Source organism: Aestuariibacter sp. A3R04 (assembly GCF_018860805.1).
In the GTDB taxonomy this organism is placed as follows: domain Bacteria; phylum Pseudomonadota; class Gammaproteobacteria; order Enterobacterales; family Alteromonadaceae; genus Alteromonas.
Window position 1 is genome coordinate 610,734 of sequence record NZ_JAHKQR010000001.1, and the last position, 15,937, is coordinate 626,670.

At 46.7% G+C, this 15,937-nt stretch carries 15 protein-coding genes; 10 read left to right on the top strand and 5 right to left on the bottom strand.

The window, feature by feature from the left end:
• Positions 1-6: 6 nt before the first annotated feature.
• Genes KO518_RS02590 through hisD form a run of 4 tightly spaced genes read right to left on the bottom strand, consistent with a single transcriptional unit; the run spans position 7 to position 3,746 of the window.
• On the bottom strand, positions 7-753 hold the full coding sequence (locus tag KO518_RS02590) for an HpcH/HpaI aldolase/citrate lyase family protein (RefSeq protein ID WP_216024234.1): 747 nt from the start codon (positions 751-753) through the stop codon (positions 7-9).
• Positions 746-1,453, bottom strand: a complete 708-nt coding sequence (locus tag KO518_RS02595) for an alpha/beta fold hydrolase (protein WP_216024235.1) — start codon at positions 1,451-1,453, stop codon at positions 746-748. The genes KO518_RS02590 and KO518_RS02595 overlap by 8 nt, the downstream gene beginning before the upstream one ends.
• Positions 1,446-2,468, bottom strand: coding sequence for a LacI family DNA-binding transcriptional regulator (locus KO518_RS02600; protein ID WP_216024236.1), 1,023 nt, complete (start codon positions 2,466-2,468; stop codon positions 1,446-1,448). The genes KO518_RS02595 and KO518_RS02600 overlap by 8 nt, the downstream gene beginning before the upstream one ends.
• Positions 2,469-3,746 carry a histidinol dehydrogenase gene (gene hisD / locus KO518_RS02605; RefSeq protein ID WP_216024237.1) on the bottom strand — a complete coding sequence of 426 codons (1,278 nt, stop codon included), beginning with the start codon at positions 3,744-3,746 and terminating at the stop codon, positions 2,469-2,471.
• 120 nt (positions 3,747-3,866) lie between these two features.
• Here hisD and KO518_RS02610 point away from each other — a divergent pair, with 120 nt between their 5' ends.
• The 4 genes from KO518_RS02610 to KO518_RS02625 all read left to right on the top strand — a co-directional run bounded on the left by KO518_RS02610 (position 3,867) and on the right by KO518_RS02625 (position 7,461).
• Positions 3,867-4,607, top strand: coding sequence for an SDR family NAD(P)-dependent oxidoreductase (locus KO518_RS02610; RefSeq protein ID WP_216024238.1), 741 nt, complete (start codon positions 3,867-3,869; stop codon positions 4,605-4,607).
• A 15-nt stretch (positions 4,608-4,622) separates the two neighbouring features.
• Complete coding sequence (locus KO518_RS02615; protein ID WP_216024239.1) at positions 4,623-5,627, top strand: cupin domain-containing protein; 1,005 nt, start codon at positions 4,623-4,625, stop codon at positions 5,625-5,627.
• 12 nt (positions 5,628-5,639) lie between these two features.
• A complete protein-coding gene (locus tag KO518_RS02620; RefSeq protein WP_216024240.1) occupies positions 5,640-6,656 on the top strand; it encodes an ester cyclase in 1,017 nt (338 codons plus the stop codon).
• A gap of 319 nt (positions 6,657-6,975) precedes the next feature.
• Positions 6,976-7,461: an NYN domain-containing protein gene (locus tag KO518_RS02625; protein WP_216024241.1), complete on the top strand. Its 486-nt coding sequence runs from the start codon at positions 6,976-6,978 to the stop codon at positions 7,459-7,461.
• Between the two features lie 30 nt (positions 7,462-7,491).
• On the opposite strand, the gene KO518_RS02630 is transcribed toward KO518_RS02625, so the two are convergent.
• Positions 7,492-8,184: a class I SAM-dependent methyltransferase gene (locus tag KO518_RS02630; RefSeq protein ID WP_216024242.1), complete on the bottom strand. Its 693-nt coding sequence runs from the start codon at positions 8,182-8,184 to the stop codon at positions 7,492-7,494.
• A gap of 121 nt (positions 8,185-8,305) precedes the next feature.
• Here KO518_RS02630 and KO518_RS02635 point away from each other — a divergent pair, with 121 nt between their 5' ends.
• From KO518_RS02635 to cheD, 6 genes are all read left to right on the top strand, one after another.
• Positions 8,306-8,776, top strand: coding sequence for an Rrf2 family transcriptional regulator (locus KO518_RS02635; protein WP_216024243.1), 471 nt, complete (start codon positions 8,306-8,308; stop codon positions 8,774-8,776).
• A gap of 116 nt (positions 8,777-8,892) precedes the next feature.
• A complete protein-coding gene (locus KO518_RS02640) occupies positions 8,893-11,061 on the top strand; it encodes a S9 family peptidase (protein ID WP_216024244.1) in 2,169 nt (722 codons plus the stop codon).
• A 625-nt stretch (positions 11,062-11,686) separates the two neighbouring features.
• Positions 11,687-12,190 (top strand): chemotaxis protein CheW, encoded by a 504-nt coding sequence (locus KO518_RS02645; RefSeq protein ID WP_216024245.1) that lies wholly within the window; start codon positions 11,687-11,689, stop codon positions 12,188-12,190.
• A gap of 3 nt (positions 12,191-12,193) precedes the next feature.
• On the top strand, positions 12,194-14,485 hold the full coding sequence (locus KO518_RS20130) for a methyl-accepting chemotaxis protein (RefSeq protein WP_216024246.1): 2,292 nt from the start codon (positions 12,194-12,196) through the stop codon (positions 14,483-14,485).
• A 1-nt stretch (position 14,486) separates the two neighbouring features.
• Positions 14,487-15,317, top strand: a complete 831-nt coding sequence (locus KO518_RS02655; protein WP_216024247.1) for a protein-glutamate O-methyltransferase CheR — start codon at positions 14,487-14,489, stop codon at positions 15,315-15,317.
• An 11-nt stretch (positions 15,318-15,328) separates the two neighbouring features.
• On the top strand, positions 15,329-15,934 hold the full coding sequence (gene cheD, locus KO518_RS02660) for a chemoreceptor glutamine deamidase CheD (protein WP_216024248.1): 606 nt from the start codon (positions 15,329-15,331) through the stop codon (positions 15,932-15,934).
• Positions 15,935-15,937 lie beyond the last annotated feature (3 nt).

Below are 15,937 nucleotides of genomic sequence, written 5' to 3' on the forward strand. Positions count from 1 at the left end.
CTTCATTTAGGCGTTGTCAAACGTGTCTCGCAACGCTTTAGCTCCGCTTAACATAAAACCGTGGTCAGAGCCTAATAAGAACAGAGAAACCCCTTTTTCTTTCCAGTAGGTCAGCTCTTCTAAATTACCCACGAACATGCCCGTAGCCTTTCCAGCTTTGTGGCTAACTTCAACTAAGTGCTCAACCGCTTGCTTAACTTTTGGGGCGTCTGCACTGGTTTCGCCAAGTGCTACGGTTAAATCCATTCGACCTATAAACAAGCAATCGACACCGTCAACGTGTGCAATGGCTTCTATGTTGTCAATTGCGTCTAAATCTTCAAGCTGGGCAACAATACTAACGTTTCTGCCCGCTTCTAAGTTTTCACTCAATGGCTTTGTTGTGTAGCCTGCAAATCGGCTTGAACCTGCATAGCCTCTTCCGCCTGCACCGTAGTGGCAATGCCTTACGATGGCACTGAGCTGTTCCGCCGTTTTCACATGTGGCACAACTACACCGTCTGCGCCCATATCCAGTACATTTAGCAGTGTTTCAGGGGCGTCGTTTGGTGTTCTCACTAAAACTGGCATATTCCCCGCCCTTGCAGCGAGAATGCAGGTGTCCAAGTCGTGTCGGGAGAAGGGGGCGTGCTCCGCATCTAAACACAGTGTGTCCATCGCTGAATGGGCTAGCACTTCAACCGTGTTGTAATGTGGTGTTTTAACGAAGGTGCCTAGCAGGCTTTGTCTGTTTTTAAGTGCTTGTTTAAGCATGCGCGGCACCTCCAAAAAAGTTATATAAGTGTAAATTTACCTTGTCGCTTTGTTCAAGCATTGCAAAATGCCCGGCCTTTTCAATTAATACCAACTCACTGTTTGCCGCTAGTTGATGCATTCTTTGCTGCTCAGATGGCGGGCAAAGTACGTCGTCACAGCCTCCCATGATTAGCATGGGGTGGGCGCAATTTGCTAATAGTTCACTGCTATCAGGGCGTGTGGCGAGTATTTCCAGTTGGGCTTTATAGCGGGCAATACCAGTATCTTTAGCCATTTGAGCAATTAAATTCATTAGTTTGTCATTCGGGGAGCGCAAGTAAACTGAACTAAAATAGTCGTAAATCAACGTATCTAAACCATGTTCGATGGCGTAGCTTAGGTGTTCGTTTCTGACTGTTCGGCCTTGGGGCTTATCGGCGTGTGCATTACTGTCTAATAATGCAATTCTATCAATGCGCTGTGGAACGCGCGTTAAAAGTTCAAACGCCACCATGCCTCCCATAGAAAAGGCACAAATGTTAAACTGCTCGTGGGGGGCAATAAGACTTAAGGCGTGCTCTGCAATATCGCTGAGGTTGTTATGCAGATCATACGCTAAGGTTACACAGTGATGGCCAGCATTCGTCAGGGTTGTAATTTGGTCCGAAAAAACGGCGCTGTTACAAAGGGTTCCGGGTATAAATAATAGGTTACTCATCGTCTCTTGGGGCTGCAGCGACCGAGTTGCCTTCTATGAGTTTGCCTGGCCAATAGCGTGTTTCTGGTGGTATGTCAGGGTTCTCAATTAAGTTAACTAAGGTTTCTACCGCTGCTTTTGTCATAAAATAGGTTGGCTGACTTACGGTAGTCAACTGGTAGCTGTGCCACGAAGAAGCACTGATACCATCAAACCCAACAACTGAAATATCTTCGGGTACCCGTAAATTCAGGTTTTCCCGTATTTCGTCAATGGCACCAATTGCCATTGTGTCGTTGGAACAAATTATTGCAGTAGGAAGCGCATTTTTCTCAGCATAAGCACTCAGGCTTTCTCTTGCCGAGTCATAGCTATAGTCGCCATAAACCACGTTAGTGTCGGTAAATCCATGAGATAGTAAGGCATTCCTTGCACCACTTAACCTTGCACGGGCCACATCTGAATCTTTGGGCCCAGCCATGATCAGGAAGCGCTGGTGATGGTGCGCCACCAAAATATCGACTAACATACGAAGGCCTTGATCGTGGTTACAACATACTGAGCTTACACTGTGATCAGGCAGTTCACGATTGTACAACACCACAGGAATATTGTGCTTGGTAAACTGTGTCACACTGTCTGGCTCAAAATGCGCAGTTAGTGCCACAACACCGTCAACCTGGTACGCTAAGATTTGTTCAATAACGGTTTCAAGTTGCTCGGCGTCGTCGAGCGTAAACAAAAGTACCCGCTTATTTTTCTCGGCGATGTGTTTATTTAACTGTGCTAAGACTTCGGGAAAATTCACATTTGCTCGCGACGAAATAATCACCGCTATCATACCCGTACTTCTGTTTATCAGCATGCGCGCAATGGCATTCGGCTTATAACCTAATTCCTCAGCGGCTTTCAGCACCTTTTCACGGGTTTTTTTAGATACGCTAACGCCCGGGCGATACACCCGAGACACTGCCGATTGTGAGACTCCTGCTGCATGGGCAACGTCATAGGACGTTACCCTGGTTTTTTTATTCAATTATTTTTTTCCGTAGCGACGTAATCGAATGTCAGCCTGTTCTTTGTGACCTGCAAAACCTTCAATCGCACATAAACGTGAACAGTATTCGCCAACCATGACTGACGCCTCTTCCGTAACACGCTGGTATGTGCAGGTTTTTAAGAATTTGCCAACCCATAGGCCTCCAGTATAACGACCTGCGCCCTTTGTGGGTAGAGTGTGATTCGTTCCAATGCACTTGTCGCCGTATGACACATTTGTTTCAGGCCCTAAGAATAATGCGCCAAAGTTACGCATGTTCTTCTGAAAGTAGGGGATGTCTTTTGTCATGATCTGCACATGCTCGAAGGCTAAATCATTGGCGACTTCTAGCATTTCGTCATACGTGTCACACACAATGACTTCACCGTAATCACGCCATGCTACTGAGGCAACATCCGCCGTAGGAAGAACTGTTAACTGGCGTTCAACCTCGGCCATGGTCTCTTTGCCAAGCTTTTCACTGTTGGTGAGAAGCACTGCAGGAGAGTTAAGGCCATGCTCTGCCTGACCCAGCAAATCTGCCGCACATAATTCGCCATCAACACTGTCATCTGCAATAACCAGTGTTTCTGTAGGACCTGCAAAAAGGTCAATACCTATGCGTCCGAACAACTGGCGTTTCGCTTCAGCAACAAATGCGTTGCCCGGTCCAACAATCATACTAACCGGTTCAATGGTATCTGTTCCAACCGCCATGGCGGCAATCGCTTGTACACCGCCAAAAGTATAAATTTCGTCTGCACCTGCTAAATCCATAGCAACAATTACTGCGGGTGCGGGTTTTCCCTGGAATGGAGGAGTAGCAGCAATAACCCGTTTTACGCCAGCCACTTTTGCCGTAACAATACTCATGTGTGCAGATGCAACTAACGGGTACTTCCCTCCTGGTACATAGCAACCCACGCTGTCTACGGGGAGGTTTTTGTGACCAAGCACCACACCTGGCAGTGTTTCAACTTCTACGTCTTTCATTGACTCACGCTGAATGGTAGCAAAATTACGAACTTGCTCTTGCGCCCATTTTATATCGCTGATCTCTTGTTCACTAAGTTTTTCATAACATGCATCAATTTCTTCACGACTCAGTCGAAAAGACTTCGGAGTCCATTTGTCGAATTGACCGGAATACTCTGAAACGGCAACGTCGCCACGCTTCTCTATATCGCCAATTATATTTTCTACAATCTGTTTAACTTTTTGATTATCAATTGCTTTTTCTTCTGCTTGCTTGCCTTGCTTTAAGTACTTGATCACGGTCTATTCCTCTACGAAGGTGAATGAGATGTTACATTAATCGAACAAACATTTATCTTGATCTTCACCAAAAATTACATAAGAATGACTTCGAATGCAATTATTATTTTGAGGTGACATGTGGCTTTCTCTCAGGACCTATTAAAAGACAAGACGATTTTGGTCACAGGTGCAGGCAAAGGCATTGGTAAAGCGTGTGCTTTACTGGCAGATGCATGTGGTGCAAATGTAATCGCTGTGGCGCGCACCGAAGGTGATCTTGTTGAGCTTAAAAACGAGAGCTCAGAAAGGCTTAGTTATTGGGTGGGAGATGTTCAAAATGAGGCACTTTATGAAAAGATCCGGGCGCTGCCCCTTCTTCATGGCCTAATCAATAACGCGGGCACAAACCGCGTCGCACCCATGCAAGAGCAGAGCGATGCAAACATTGACGATATATTGAATTTAAATATCCGCTCGGCATACAAAGTTGCCCAAGCTGCCATCACGCCAATGCTTAAGAGCCAAGCCCCCGCTATTGTTCACATGTCATCTCAAATGGGGTTTGTCGGCTCCCCGGGACGCACGCTCTATTGTTTAAGCAAACACGCTATTGAAGGTTTGACCAAAGCGATGGCTGTAGAGTTAGCCCCTAACAACATCCGCGTAAATAGTGTTGCCCCCACGTTTATAAAAACGCCGATGACTGAGCCCATGCTCAAAGAGCCTGAATTCGCCGAAATGGTAATGAACAACATTCCCTTACAACGCTTAGGCAGTGTCGAAGACGTTGCTAATGCGTGTGTATTTCTACTTAGTGAACTGTCTATGACCACCACGGGTAGTTGTCTTAAAGTCGATGGCGGTTGGACCGCCCATTAATTACGAGGTATCACTGTGTCAGTATTATCCGAGCGTTTAGTCCGCTATGAAGAATTAATTCCGTGCCGCAACGCGTTTATCGATACGCGTTCGCCAGGCAGTGATCAAAAAGAAAATTTCACTATAATTGGCCCGGGTGTGGCAGAAAACCCGGATCAACACGTTCACATTGCCATTCCCCACGGATTTAATATCGGTGGCGCCCGTCAACCTCCTGGATGCCTGAATTCACAGCACAGCCATTTAACGGAAGAAGTGTTCGTGGTATCTCAGGGCAGCTGGCACTTTACAACAGGCGTAGAGGGTAAAGACGCCGTAGTACGTATGGAAGAAGGCGATATTATTTCAATTCCAATGGATCTATTTCGCGGCTTCGAAAATGTGGGGGATGGCATTGGCTATCTCTACGCCGTATTGGGGCAAGATGATCCTGGGCGCGTTCTTTGGGCGCCGCAAGTGTTCGACATGGCAAGGGATTACGGTTTGGTACTGCTCGAAAATGGTGGCTTGGTTGATACAACTCAGGGGCAAAAAATTCCCGACGGTGTTGCTCCAATGCCGAAAACGTCAGAACAACAAGTTGCCCAACATCGCGTTATCGATAGCGAGGCGCTTGAACAATGCGTAGTGCGCTTAGCCGATTTCCCGTTTAGCGGTGACACGGCCCTAACGCAAGGCACCGGTGTACTGGAAGCCCCCCTCATTGGCCCGGCAAGTGCTGATGAAAAGCTTGGCGAAACAAAGTTAAACTGGTCTCATGGTTTTTGCGTCCGTGCGCTGAAATTCAAACCAGGTTCATTTATTGATGCGCATAAACGTTTCGAAGAAGAAGTTGTATTTGTGCAAGAAGGCAGCATAAAAATGCACGTCGATGGTGAGGTGCTGATTCTAAGCAAGGGTGACACATTTACTACGCCCATTGGCGCTGCCCGCAGTTTTGCGCAACACGGCGATGAAGCTGCATTAATTTACGTAACCCGACGCGGTGATGTGGCTAAAGCGCCGGAATTTATAGATTAGAAGGCGATAGCAATGTCTACTATTTCCAATGTTAAATTAAAAAAGAAGTTTCTACCTTTTCGTAAAGCCCAGTACGATTTTGATTTAGAAAAGCTAAAAGCACTAGGTGATGAACTTTTTTCTCAAGATGCGGCCATTAAATTTTGTGTGCCTTTTGACGACATGGTTGGCCATGGCGAAATGTTGGACCGGGTATACGCGCCTCTGCTGGAATCTGTGCCAGACCTTGAGCGCCGCGACACCATTGTGATGGCGGGAGAAGACGACAAGCAGTTACGCTGGCTTGGGTGTTGTGGGTATTACACGGGGCGTTTGGAAAAGTCCTGGTTAGACATTCCTGCCACCGGTGATCAAATTCATATGCGCTTTCACGAATTCTATCGTTTCGTTGATGAGAAAATTGTTGAAGTGCAAGCCATTTGGGATTTACCTGAAGTCATGATGCAGGCCAGGTGCTGGCCATTTAGCCCAAGCCTGGGTACTGAATGGCATGTACCTGGCCCAACTACTCAAGATGGCGTTCAGCTTATTGAAGAAGACAAGGTCTTAACAGCGCAAAGTCACCAGCTCGTACTCGACATGCTTAACAGCCTGGGAAATTTTGCCGAAGGTGGCGTGGCAGCCATGAACCTCGACAAGTACTGGCACCCTAAATCAAACTGGTATGGCCCTTCTGGCATTGGGACTGGACGCGGTATTCAAGGCTTTCGCAACACTCACCAGGAAGCGTTTCTAAACGGCATGCCTAACCGCGTAGGCGACCCGGCAAATGGCCATTTATTCTCTGAAAATAACTACGTTGGGTTTACCGGTTGGCCTGGTATGAGCATGACGATTTCTGGTGATGGCTGGCTGGGTATTATCCCCAACGATAAACCTATCACTATGCGCAGCTTGGATTTTTGGCGAAATGAAAATGGTATGATCCGAGAGAATTGGGTATTGATTGATTTGCTTCACGTATACCGCCAGTTAGGGGTAGACGTATTTGCACGCGTCAAACAGCTAAGCCGTAATAAGTACCGCTAACTCATTGTCGCTACCAATGGCCTTTTGGTTCTCCGTTTTACAAAGACGCTTTTTTATCAGGCTAAAAAAGAAATGAGACTAGTAAAAGGCCGAGAACAGCGTGCTTTGGGTACCGTTAGCTTTAATACTGGGTATGCTATTTGTTGCCCCATAGATTTGCCGATAGGGGACGAGATCTATTTTGGGTTTAGCACGAGAGTTTGAGGATACTGATAAAAACTGTCGCAAGTGCATCGTTGAGTTCGTATTTAGAAACGATTGCACAGCGGCAGGGTTCCCCGTAGCATTGAGCGCAATTTAATTAGCCAGTGGATGTGCTATGGAACATTCTCCAGCCTCGGCAGCCGTGTTTGTTGACGTACAAAATATCTATTATACCTGCCGGGATGCATTCTCCCGGCAGTTTAACTACCGCAAACTTGTGCAATACCTCAATGAGACTTACTCACTTAAACATGCATTTGCTTATGCCACCGAAAGTAACAGCGATGGTCAGCACAAATTCCAAAAGGCGTTGACGTGTATGGGGTTTGAGGTGAAAACCAAGCCGTATATTCAGCGCCAGGATGGCTCGGCCAAAGGCGATTGGGACGTGGGTATTACTATTGATGTCATGGAATATGGGCCGCAGGTAGAACACGTGTATTTGTTAAGTGGTGACGGCGATTTTGACATACTACTTGCGCACTTAAAGCGGCACTCTCATGTACAAACCCATGTGTTTAGTGCACCAAGTCTGACGGCCGCTTCGCTTATCAGACAGGCCTCCCATTTTCATCCGATAAATGCGTCCTGGCTATTGTGAATGTAACCCTGCTTATAAGCGCTTTTACCGTTAGCGCATCGCGACTAAAGCGCCAAGCAAGCCGGATTGGAAAAAGGGAAAGGCACTTTTAAAACCGCCAGCCTGAATGAGTGCCGCAACCTTTGCGGTACTGAGGATCGCCACATCTTTTTCGTATGCACTTTTTATGTTGGCGAGCTTTTCATCACTCGCCCCGGCATCAGCAATGGTGTTTATCCACAGTGCCATTAACGCAGCGTAGGTACTGACTTCTTTATCGGCCATCAAATCGGCGTTAATGAAAATGCCTGCGCTTGTCAGTCGTTTACCTATGGCCTCAAACAGTTGCATACGTTCGGTTTCATCAGTGAGGAAGTGGGAAACAAACAGGCAGCTTGCACCGTCAAAGGCCGGGGTGGTTGCAAGAGTATCCAAGTAGCCATGGTGCAGTGAACAGCGGTTTAGCAGACCGTGGTAATTCAGCTGTTCACGGCACATTTCAAGCATGTTAAACGCGGGTTCCACTGCCGTAAAATGCCAGTGGGGGAATTGCTGCGCAAGATAAACAATTTCCTGGCCTGTGCCAGCGCCAACGCAAAGAAAACGCGCTTTTTCAGGTATAGTTTGCAACTGTGCCTTCATCAATACGTGTAACGCGTCTTTAAATAACGCTAATTTACTCCAATTGCTGTCGTAGGTGTGGGCTTGTTCGTTAAAAAGTTGCTCTAGTGCATTGCGATCCATTGGTTTATACCTTTAAATTCATGTAACTTTTATGGTTACATCATTCTGTGGTGATTGCAACTTAAGTAACTTATTAAGTTACGTGATATGCTTGCGTGATAAAAATAATTGGAGATAAAAAGTGAGAAAAGACAGCAGGTTGTCGCGTATTCTTCATGTTCTGCTTTATTTGGATGTGGCTGAACGCCCTGTAACATCAGAGCAACTGGGCAGAATGTTGAAAACTAACCCGGTCGTAGTGAGGCGTTTCATGTCACTGTTGCGGGAAGCAAAAATTGTCACCTCTGTAAAAGGGCATCACGGAGGCTGGACACTCTGCCGAGTGTTAACAGATATCACGCTGTTAGACATTCATAAATTGTTAGGAGAAACCTCGTTGTTTACACTGGGGTTGACTGACAGTCATGATGGATGTCTGGTTGAAAAAGCGGTGAATCGCACAGTGGGAGGGGTGTTGAAGGAAGCCGAACGGTTGGTATTAAAGCGGTTTAGTGAAATAAGTATTAACGCACTTGCCATCCAGTTTAAAGCCGGGCTGCCAGACGAGTTTCATTCGATGATGTATCGTGATCTTTCCAACGACGCTGGATGATAAATAGACTTTTTACCGGTTAAGGGTAGTATGAATAATCACAGGTGCAGGTGTTGCCTGCATATTAGTGTGCAACAGACAGCACATAAATGATACACGGAAGAAGGAAAAACAACATGAAGCTCATTGTAGGGGCCATTATCTGCTTTGTTGGCATTACAGCGTGTTCTAAGCAGCAGGACGTAGAGGAGGTAGCTGTGAAAGAGTACACGCGAATAAAGCAGTTCAGTACACCAGCGCCGATGGCCGCGCGAGAGGATTACACAGCTGAATATCACGGTAACACCCTCAGCGACCCCTATCACTGGTTAAAGGACGAAAATTACCCTGATGTCAACGACGAACGTGTTCTCGATTATCTCAAGGCAGAGAATACCTATTACGATGCGTTTCGCAGTCAGAACGATACTCTGATTAATACCCTGTTTGAGGAATTCAAAGGGCGGGTGGTAGAAGACGAAAGCTCTGTACCCTGGCAAGAAAACGGGTATGAATATCGCTGGTATTTTCGCGAAGGACAGGAGTATCGCACCTATGCCAGAAAAAACCTGGAAACTGGCGAAGAAACCGTGTTTCTTGATGAACCAGTCCTGGCGGAAGCGTATGACTACTTCACCCTTGGCGGCTGGGACATCAGCCCTGATAACCGTTATTTAGCGTACTCGTTTAACACTGACGGAGCTGAGCGGTACGAAGTGCGAATTAAAGATTTAACCACTGGTGAATACCTTACTGACACAGTGAACAATGCGTCAGGGGCTGTACTGTTTGGCGCTGATAACCGAACGTTAGTTTATGGCATGCTGGAGCAGCAAAAATGGCGTATCGCCAGCATCAATGCACATGTGCTGGGTACGGACCAAGCGGATGACAAGGTGCTGTTAGCCGAAAGTGATGATGGTTTCTTTCTTGGTTTCAGTCTGACCAGCGACAAAAAATACCTTGTCCTCGGCAGCGGGCAGCGCGAGATAAGTGAATACTATTATCTGCCGGCAAATGACCTAAGCGCCGAGCCTACCCTGTTTGCATCCCGTGATGAAGGTTTCTCTTATACTGTGGATCACGCCGGTGATAGTTTTTACATTCTAGCCAATGACACTCATGCGAATTTCCGCCTCGCTTCAGCAAAAGACGACAACGCCGGTTACGAGAATTGGGAAACTTTAGAAGCGGGCAGCGACAATCAGTACATGACTGGTTTTGCTACTTTTTCCAGTTTCATGGCCATTGCCAAGCGGGTAAATGGCGTCGATCAGATCACTTTGCGCAAGTACAATGGTGAAGAATACAACATCAACTTTCCTGAACCTGTATACAGTGTGTCATTAGGACAAAACCCGTCGTTCGATCAGACTGAACTTCGTTTAAATTACCAGTCGCTCATTACGCCGCTGACAGTGTATGACTACGACACTCAAACAAAGAGCTTGATCACCCGCAAGGTGAAAGAAATACCGTCTGGCTACAACAAAGACGATTACGTCACAGAACGCCTTATGGCACCTGGGCGTGACGGTACCCTTATTCCTGTATCACTGGTGTATAAAAAAGGCATAGTGAAAGACGGTTCAAACCCTTTATTTATGACAGGGTATGGCGCGTATGGCATTACATATCCGCTGCGCTACTCACTGGCGAGACACAGTTTACTCGACCGTGGTTTTATCGCTGCCATAGCCCATGTCAGAGGGTCTGACATCATGGGTTATCAGTGGTACTTAGACGGTAAGTTGTTCAAACGTACCAACACCTTTAACGATTTTGTCGATGCGGCCAGATTTCTGGTAAACGAAAAGTATACTGCGGAAGGCAATATTTCCATTGCAGGAGGTAGTGCCGGCGGTGAACTAATGGGGGCAGTGATTAACCAGGCTCCGTCGATGTGGCGTTCGGTCACGCTGTCAGTACCCTTTGTGGATGTACTTAACACCATGTTGGATGAAAATTTGCCACTAACACCGCCAGAGTGGGCAGAATGGGGCAACCCTATCGAAGATGCTGAAGCTTATGAGTATATGGCCAGCTATTCACCTTATGACAACATTGAGGCCAAAGCGTACCCACCAATGTTGGTTACCGGCGGGCTCAATGATCCTAGGGTTACCTATTGGGAGCCTGCCAAATGGACGGCCAAGATGCGGGCGACAAAAACCGATGATAACCTGCTAATAATGCGCATGAACATGGGCGCCGGGCACTTTGCTAACAGCGGGCGCTACGGCAGGTTAAAAGACGCAGCAGAAGAGCATGCATTTATGCTTGTTGCTCATGGTATCCACGAATAACGTCTGCCCTGCTAGAAAAAGCCCAGTTGGTGTACGCCAGTTGGGCTTTTTTTTCGCCACCTTCACTCTTTCCCTCGTCCGAAGCGCCAACCCTGCTCGTTTTGAAATGAGTAAAAAACAACTGCGTTTGAAAACGCCAGCAATCAAATAACTTGCAATTGGGTCTTTTGTCGCAAATGTCACTTTTTGCTTAAAAGTCACAAAGTATTCAAAAGTATAATTTAACTTATTTTAAAACTGCTCATACTGTGTACAAGAGTTAAGGCACTGAGCCAACAATAAGTGCATTGCCTCATAGTAATTTAGCGGTAGTAATGCCCGAGTGGCGAGCCTGAAAAGTGTAGGTCACACTGTCAATATTTCGGTATGAATTGATGGTTATGAGTATTTAAAATAATACCTTTATTGGCTGTGAGTGGGCCACCCAGTGTTTCGACAACCGGATTTTAACTAGATCACTAATAAAATTAGTTCTTTAGTCGAATTCCATGTTCGAACCAGTTAAGGGCTTCGCAATTTCACATTTTCTGAACTACAAATATAGACAGAAGTGGGCAAAAAATAGACAGCGTAACCAGTGCGCAGGTCGGTAAAACGGGAAACAACTATATGAGGAGTGAGTCTCATGAGTGATGCTGCGGTACAGCACTCTGTAATGGCTGGCGATGATCAGGAGTTTTTGAGCTTCGTTTTGGGCGAAGAGCACTATGCGCTGGACATTACTACTGTCAAAGAAATTCGCGGTTATGAGCAGGTAACAAAAATTGCTAACGCCCCGAAATTTATAAAAGGGGTAATGAACCTGCGGGGCGATATCGTTCCCGTGGTAGATCTTAGAATCAAGTTTAGTGTTGGCGAGGCAACGTATAACGCATTCACCATCGTGATTATGCTCAACGTACACGATCGTATTGTAGGTATTGTTGTTGATGGGGTTTCTGACGTTATCCGTCTGGCCGAAGATGAAATTTTACCGCCGCCAGAATTTGGGGTGGCGTTTGACAGTGAGTATTTGCATGGGTTAGCGGACGTGGACGATACCATGGTGATACTCGTAAATATTGAAAATTTGATTACCAGTAATGAACTGGGTTTGGTTGATGTAAACCAGGTAAAGGCAGGAGATTGAGGCATGGGTATGTTTAAGTGGTTGAGTGGTGACAATGGCGCAGTAGTCGGTGCGCTTGAGAGTATTCAGGCGTTAGAAGCTTCTTCCTCCTGCTTACTGTTACTCGATAGTCAGCACAACATCTTGGTGGCCAACAGTGCAGCAAAGCACTTACTGACAGCGTTGGAGGCCAGCATAAAAAAAGTGAACGGACAGTTTTCAGCCATGAATCTGCATGGCAACAATGTCAGCATACTGGGTATTTCCTCCGGACAAATCAACCAAGCTGCGCAGATGCCGGTTGATTCAACGGTATCCTATGGCGAGAAAAACGTGAAAATCAAAGTTTCTCCTCTTAAAGATACCCATGGTGAGGTGAGGTCCTGGTCAGTCGAGTTAATTGATGGCGAAGACAGTATGATGATGCGTGCGATCACCGACGCGCTTCACCGTGTTCAGGCCGTTATCGAATTTAAACCCGACGGTACCATTATCACCGCCAATGATAACTTCTGTGGCGCAGTTGGCTATGAATTGGATGAAATTCAGGGCCAGCACCACCGCTTATTTGTGGCTGCCGATTATGCAGCGTCTAATGAATATAGAGATTTCTGGCGAAATCTGGCGAAAGGTCAAATTTCCTCTGGCGAATATTGCCGCATTAAAAAAGATGGCAGTGAAATTTGGATCCAGGCGTCTTACAACCCGGTTTACGATGATAAGGGCAACGTCGTTCGCGTGGTGAAATTTGCCACAGACATCACCGAAGAGAAAATGCGCAACGCGTACTACGGCGGGCAAATCGAAGCGCTGAACCGCGCCCAAGCCGTTATCGAGTTTCAACTTGATGGTACGATTATCGATGCCAACGACAATTTCCTGTCTGCAATGGGCTACTCCCTTGATGAAATTAAAGGCAAGCATCACAGTATGTTTGTCGATGTGGAGTATCGCAAAAGCGCTGAATATCGCTCTTTTTGGGATCAACTGGCCAAAGGAATTTATTTTGCTGATGAGTTTAAACGGTTTAACAAATCAGGAGATGAAGTATGGATCCAAGCTTCCTACAACCCTATTTTCGACCAGAATGGGAAGCCATATCGCGTGGTGAAATACGCCACGGATATTACTGCCAGAACGAAAGCCGTCAACGATATCAAAGCAACCATGACACACTTGGTTCAGGGCAACCTCAATACTAAGCCACTGGACTTTGAGGGTGATTTTGAAGAGCTGGGTGACTCAATTAACCGTTTTGTTGGTGATATCAAAAATATTATCGGGGTGATTAAACAAGTCATGACGGCGATGTCCTCCGGCGACCTTTCCATGCGCATTGAAGATTCTTTTCAAGGTGAGTTTCAGGTGCTTGGCGATGCCATCAATTCATTTGCAGATGAGATAACGAGTACGATTACCAGCATCAATGAAGCTGTTGAAACCATTAACACCGCGTCGTCGGAAATTGCCACAGGCAACGCTGATTTGTCCAGTAGAACCGAGCAACAAGCGTCCAGCCTTGAGCAAACAGCCTCGTCAATGGAAGAGCTTACTGGTACGGTCAGACTGAATGCGGAAAACGCTGAGCAGGCGAACATGTTGGCTTCACAAGCATCAACAGTGGCTAACGAAGGGGGAGACCTCATCCGCAAAGTGGTAAACACTATGGGTGATATTAACGCGTCAGCACAAGAAATTTCCGACATTATAGGTGTGATAGATGGCATCGCGTTCCAAACCAATATTCTTGCCCTTAATGCCGCTGTGGAAGCAGCCCGGGCTGGAGAGCAAGGTCGTGGGTTTGCGGTTGTCGCGTCGGAAGTGAGAACCCTGGCGCAACGTTCTGCCGAAGCTGCGAAAGAAATCAAAGAACTCATTTCCAACTCAGTGAATAAAATTAATGACGGCAACGACCTGGTGAATAAATCGGGTGATACCATGGCAGAAGTGGTAAATGCCATCAAGCGTGTCAACGACATTATGTCAGAGATTTCCGCTGCGTCCTCTGAACAGGCCACCAGTATTGAAGAAGTGGGTAAGGCCGTAAACAACATGGATGAAATGACCCAGCAGAACGCTGCGTTAGTTGAAGAGGCCGCGGCTGCAGCCGACAGCTTACAGCAACAAGCGGTGAACCTTTCAGAACGGGTTGCCATGTTTAAATTACAGCAGGGTAGCGCCAGTATGCTTACGCCACCGCCAGCGCGTACCCAAATGAATGGCTCTGCCAAGCCGGCGATGCGGGTAACCGCGATGAGTCAACCAGCGACGCTGAAGCCAAGTGCGCCAGTAGAAAGCGAATGGGAGACATTCTAACATGACTGCTGTATCCGCCGATGATGTCCGCAAGCAATACACCTACAGTCAGGACGACTTCGAACGGGTACGCGCCACCGTATTTAAGATAGCGGGAATACGGTTGCAGGATACCAAAGTCACCATGGTTTACAGCCGGTTATCCCGACGCCTCAGGGCGCTGGGGATCGGCTCTTTTCGGGATTATCTTGGGCTGGTTGATAAAAGTGAGACCGAGCAGCAAGAATTTGTTAATGCACTTACTACTAACCTGACATCGTTTTTTCGCGAACCCCATCATTTCGCGGCCTTGGAAAAATACTTGCGGGCCCATCCGAAAACCACCGCAATCTGGTGTGCAGCTAGCAGCACGGGAGAAGAGCCCTATTCTATCGCCATGACAGTTGCAGAGGTTTTTGGCACGTTTTCGCCGGGTATCAAAATCATTGCCTCTGATATTGATAGCAAGGTGTTGGCTACTGCCAGGCAAGGCATTTACAAAGCTCAGACGCTAAACAAGATGCCGATGGAACGACAAAAGCAGTTTTTCTACCGCGGGAAAGGTAGTCATACTGGCAATGTTAGAGTGATTGATGACGTGCGCAAAATGGTAACGTTCAGGCAGATAAATCTCACAGACGATAACTATGGTTTTAATCACAATATGGACGTGATTTTTTGCAGAAACGTGATGATCTATTTTGATAAACCTACCCAGTATAAGGTACTTAATAATCTGGTTAGTCATCTTAATAAAGATGGGCTATACATTGCCGGACACTCGGAACACTTCACCGAAGCTAATCATCTCATTCGTCCGGTGGGTAAAACCATCTACGCGCCAGTCAGGTAGATACAGCAAGCGTGGACGATCGCGATTTTAGTCAGCCCGCGTATTACTACGACAGCCGTTTTGGCCGAGATGCGGCAAAGATACTGCCTGGTCAGTATTTCGTGACTAACGAAGATAAGTTAATTGTTACTGTGCTCGGCTCGTGTGTGGCTGCATGTATTTTTGATCCAATCACAGAAATCGGCGGCATGAACCACTTTATGTTGCCTAGCAATAAAGCCGTAGACCGAGATAATTTGCAGGCGACGAGATACGGAGTGCACGCCATGGAGGTACTCATTAACGACTGTCTGTCATTGGGAGCTGAAAAAAAACGGCTTGTCGCCAAAGTGTTTGGAGGGGCTAAAGTGTTACCAACCTATATTCAAAATAATATTGGTGCTTCGAACTCTGAATTCGTTCTTACCTTCCTCCGCACAGAGAATATTCCTATTATCAGTAGTGATTTGATGAACAACTACGCGCGAAAGATTTACTTTACGCCTTCTAACGGCACTGTACTGATGAAACGCATCCACGATATGAACAACAATACAATCACGGAACGGGAGGTAGAATTGTCGGTGCGTATCAATGAGAAGTGCAAGGAGTCTGGCAGCATCGATTTATTTGACTGATCT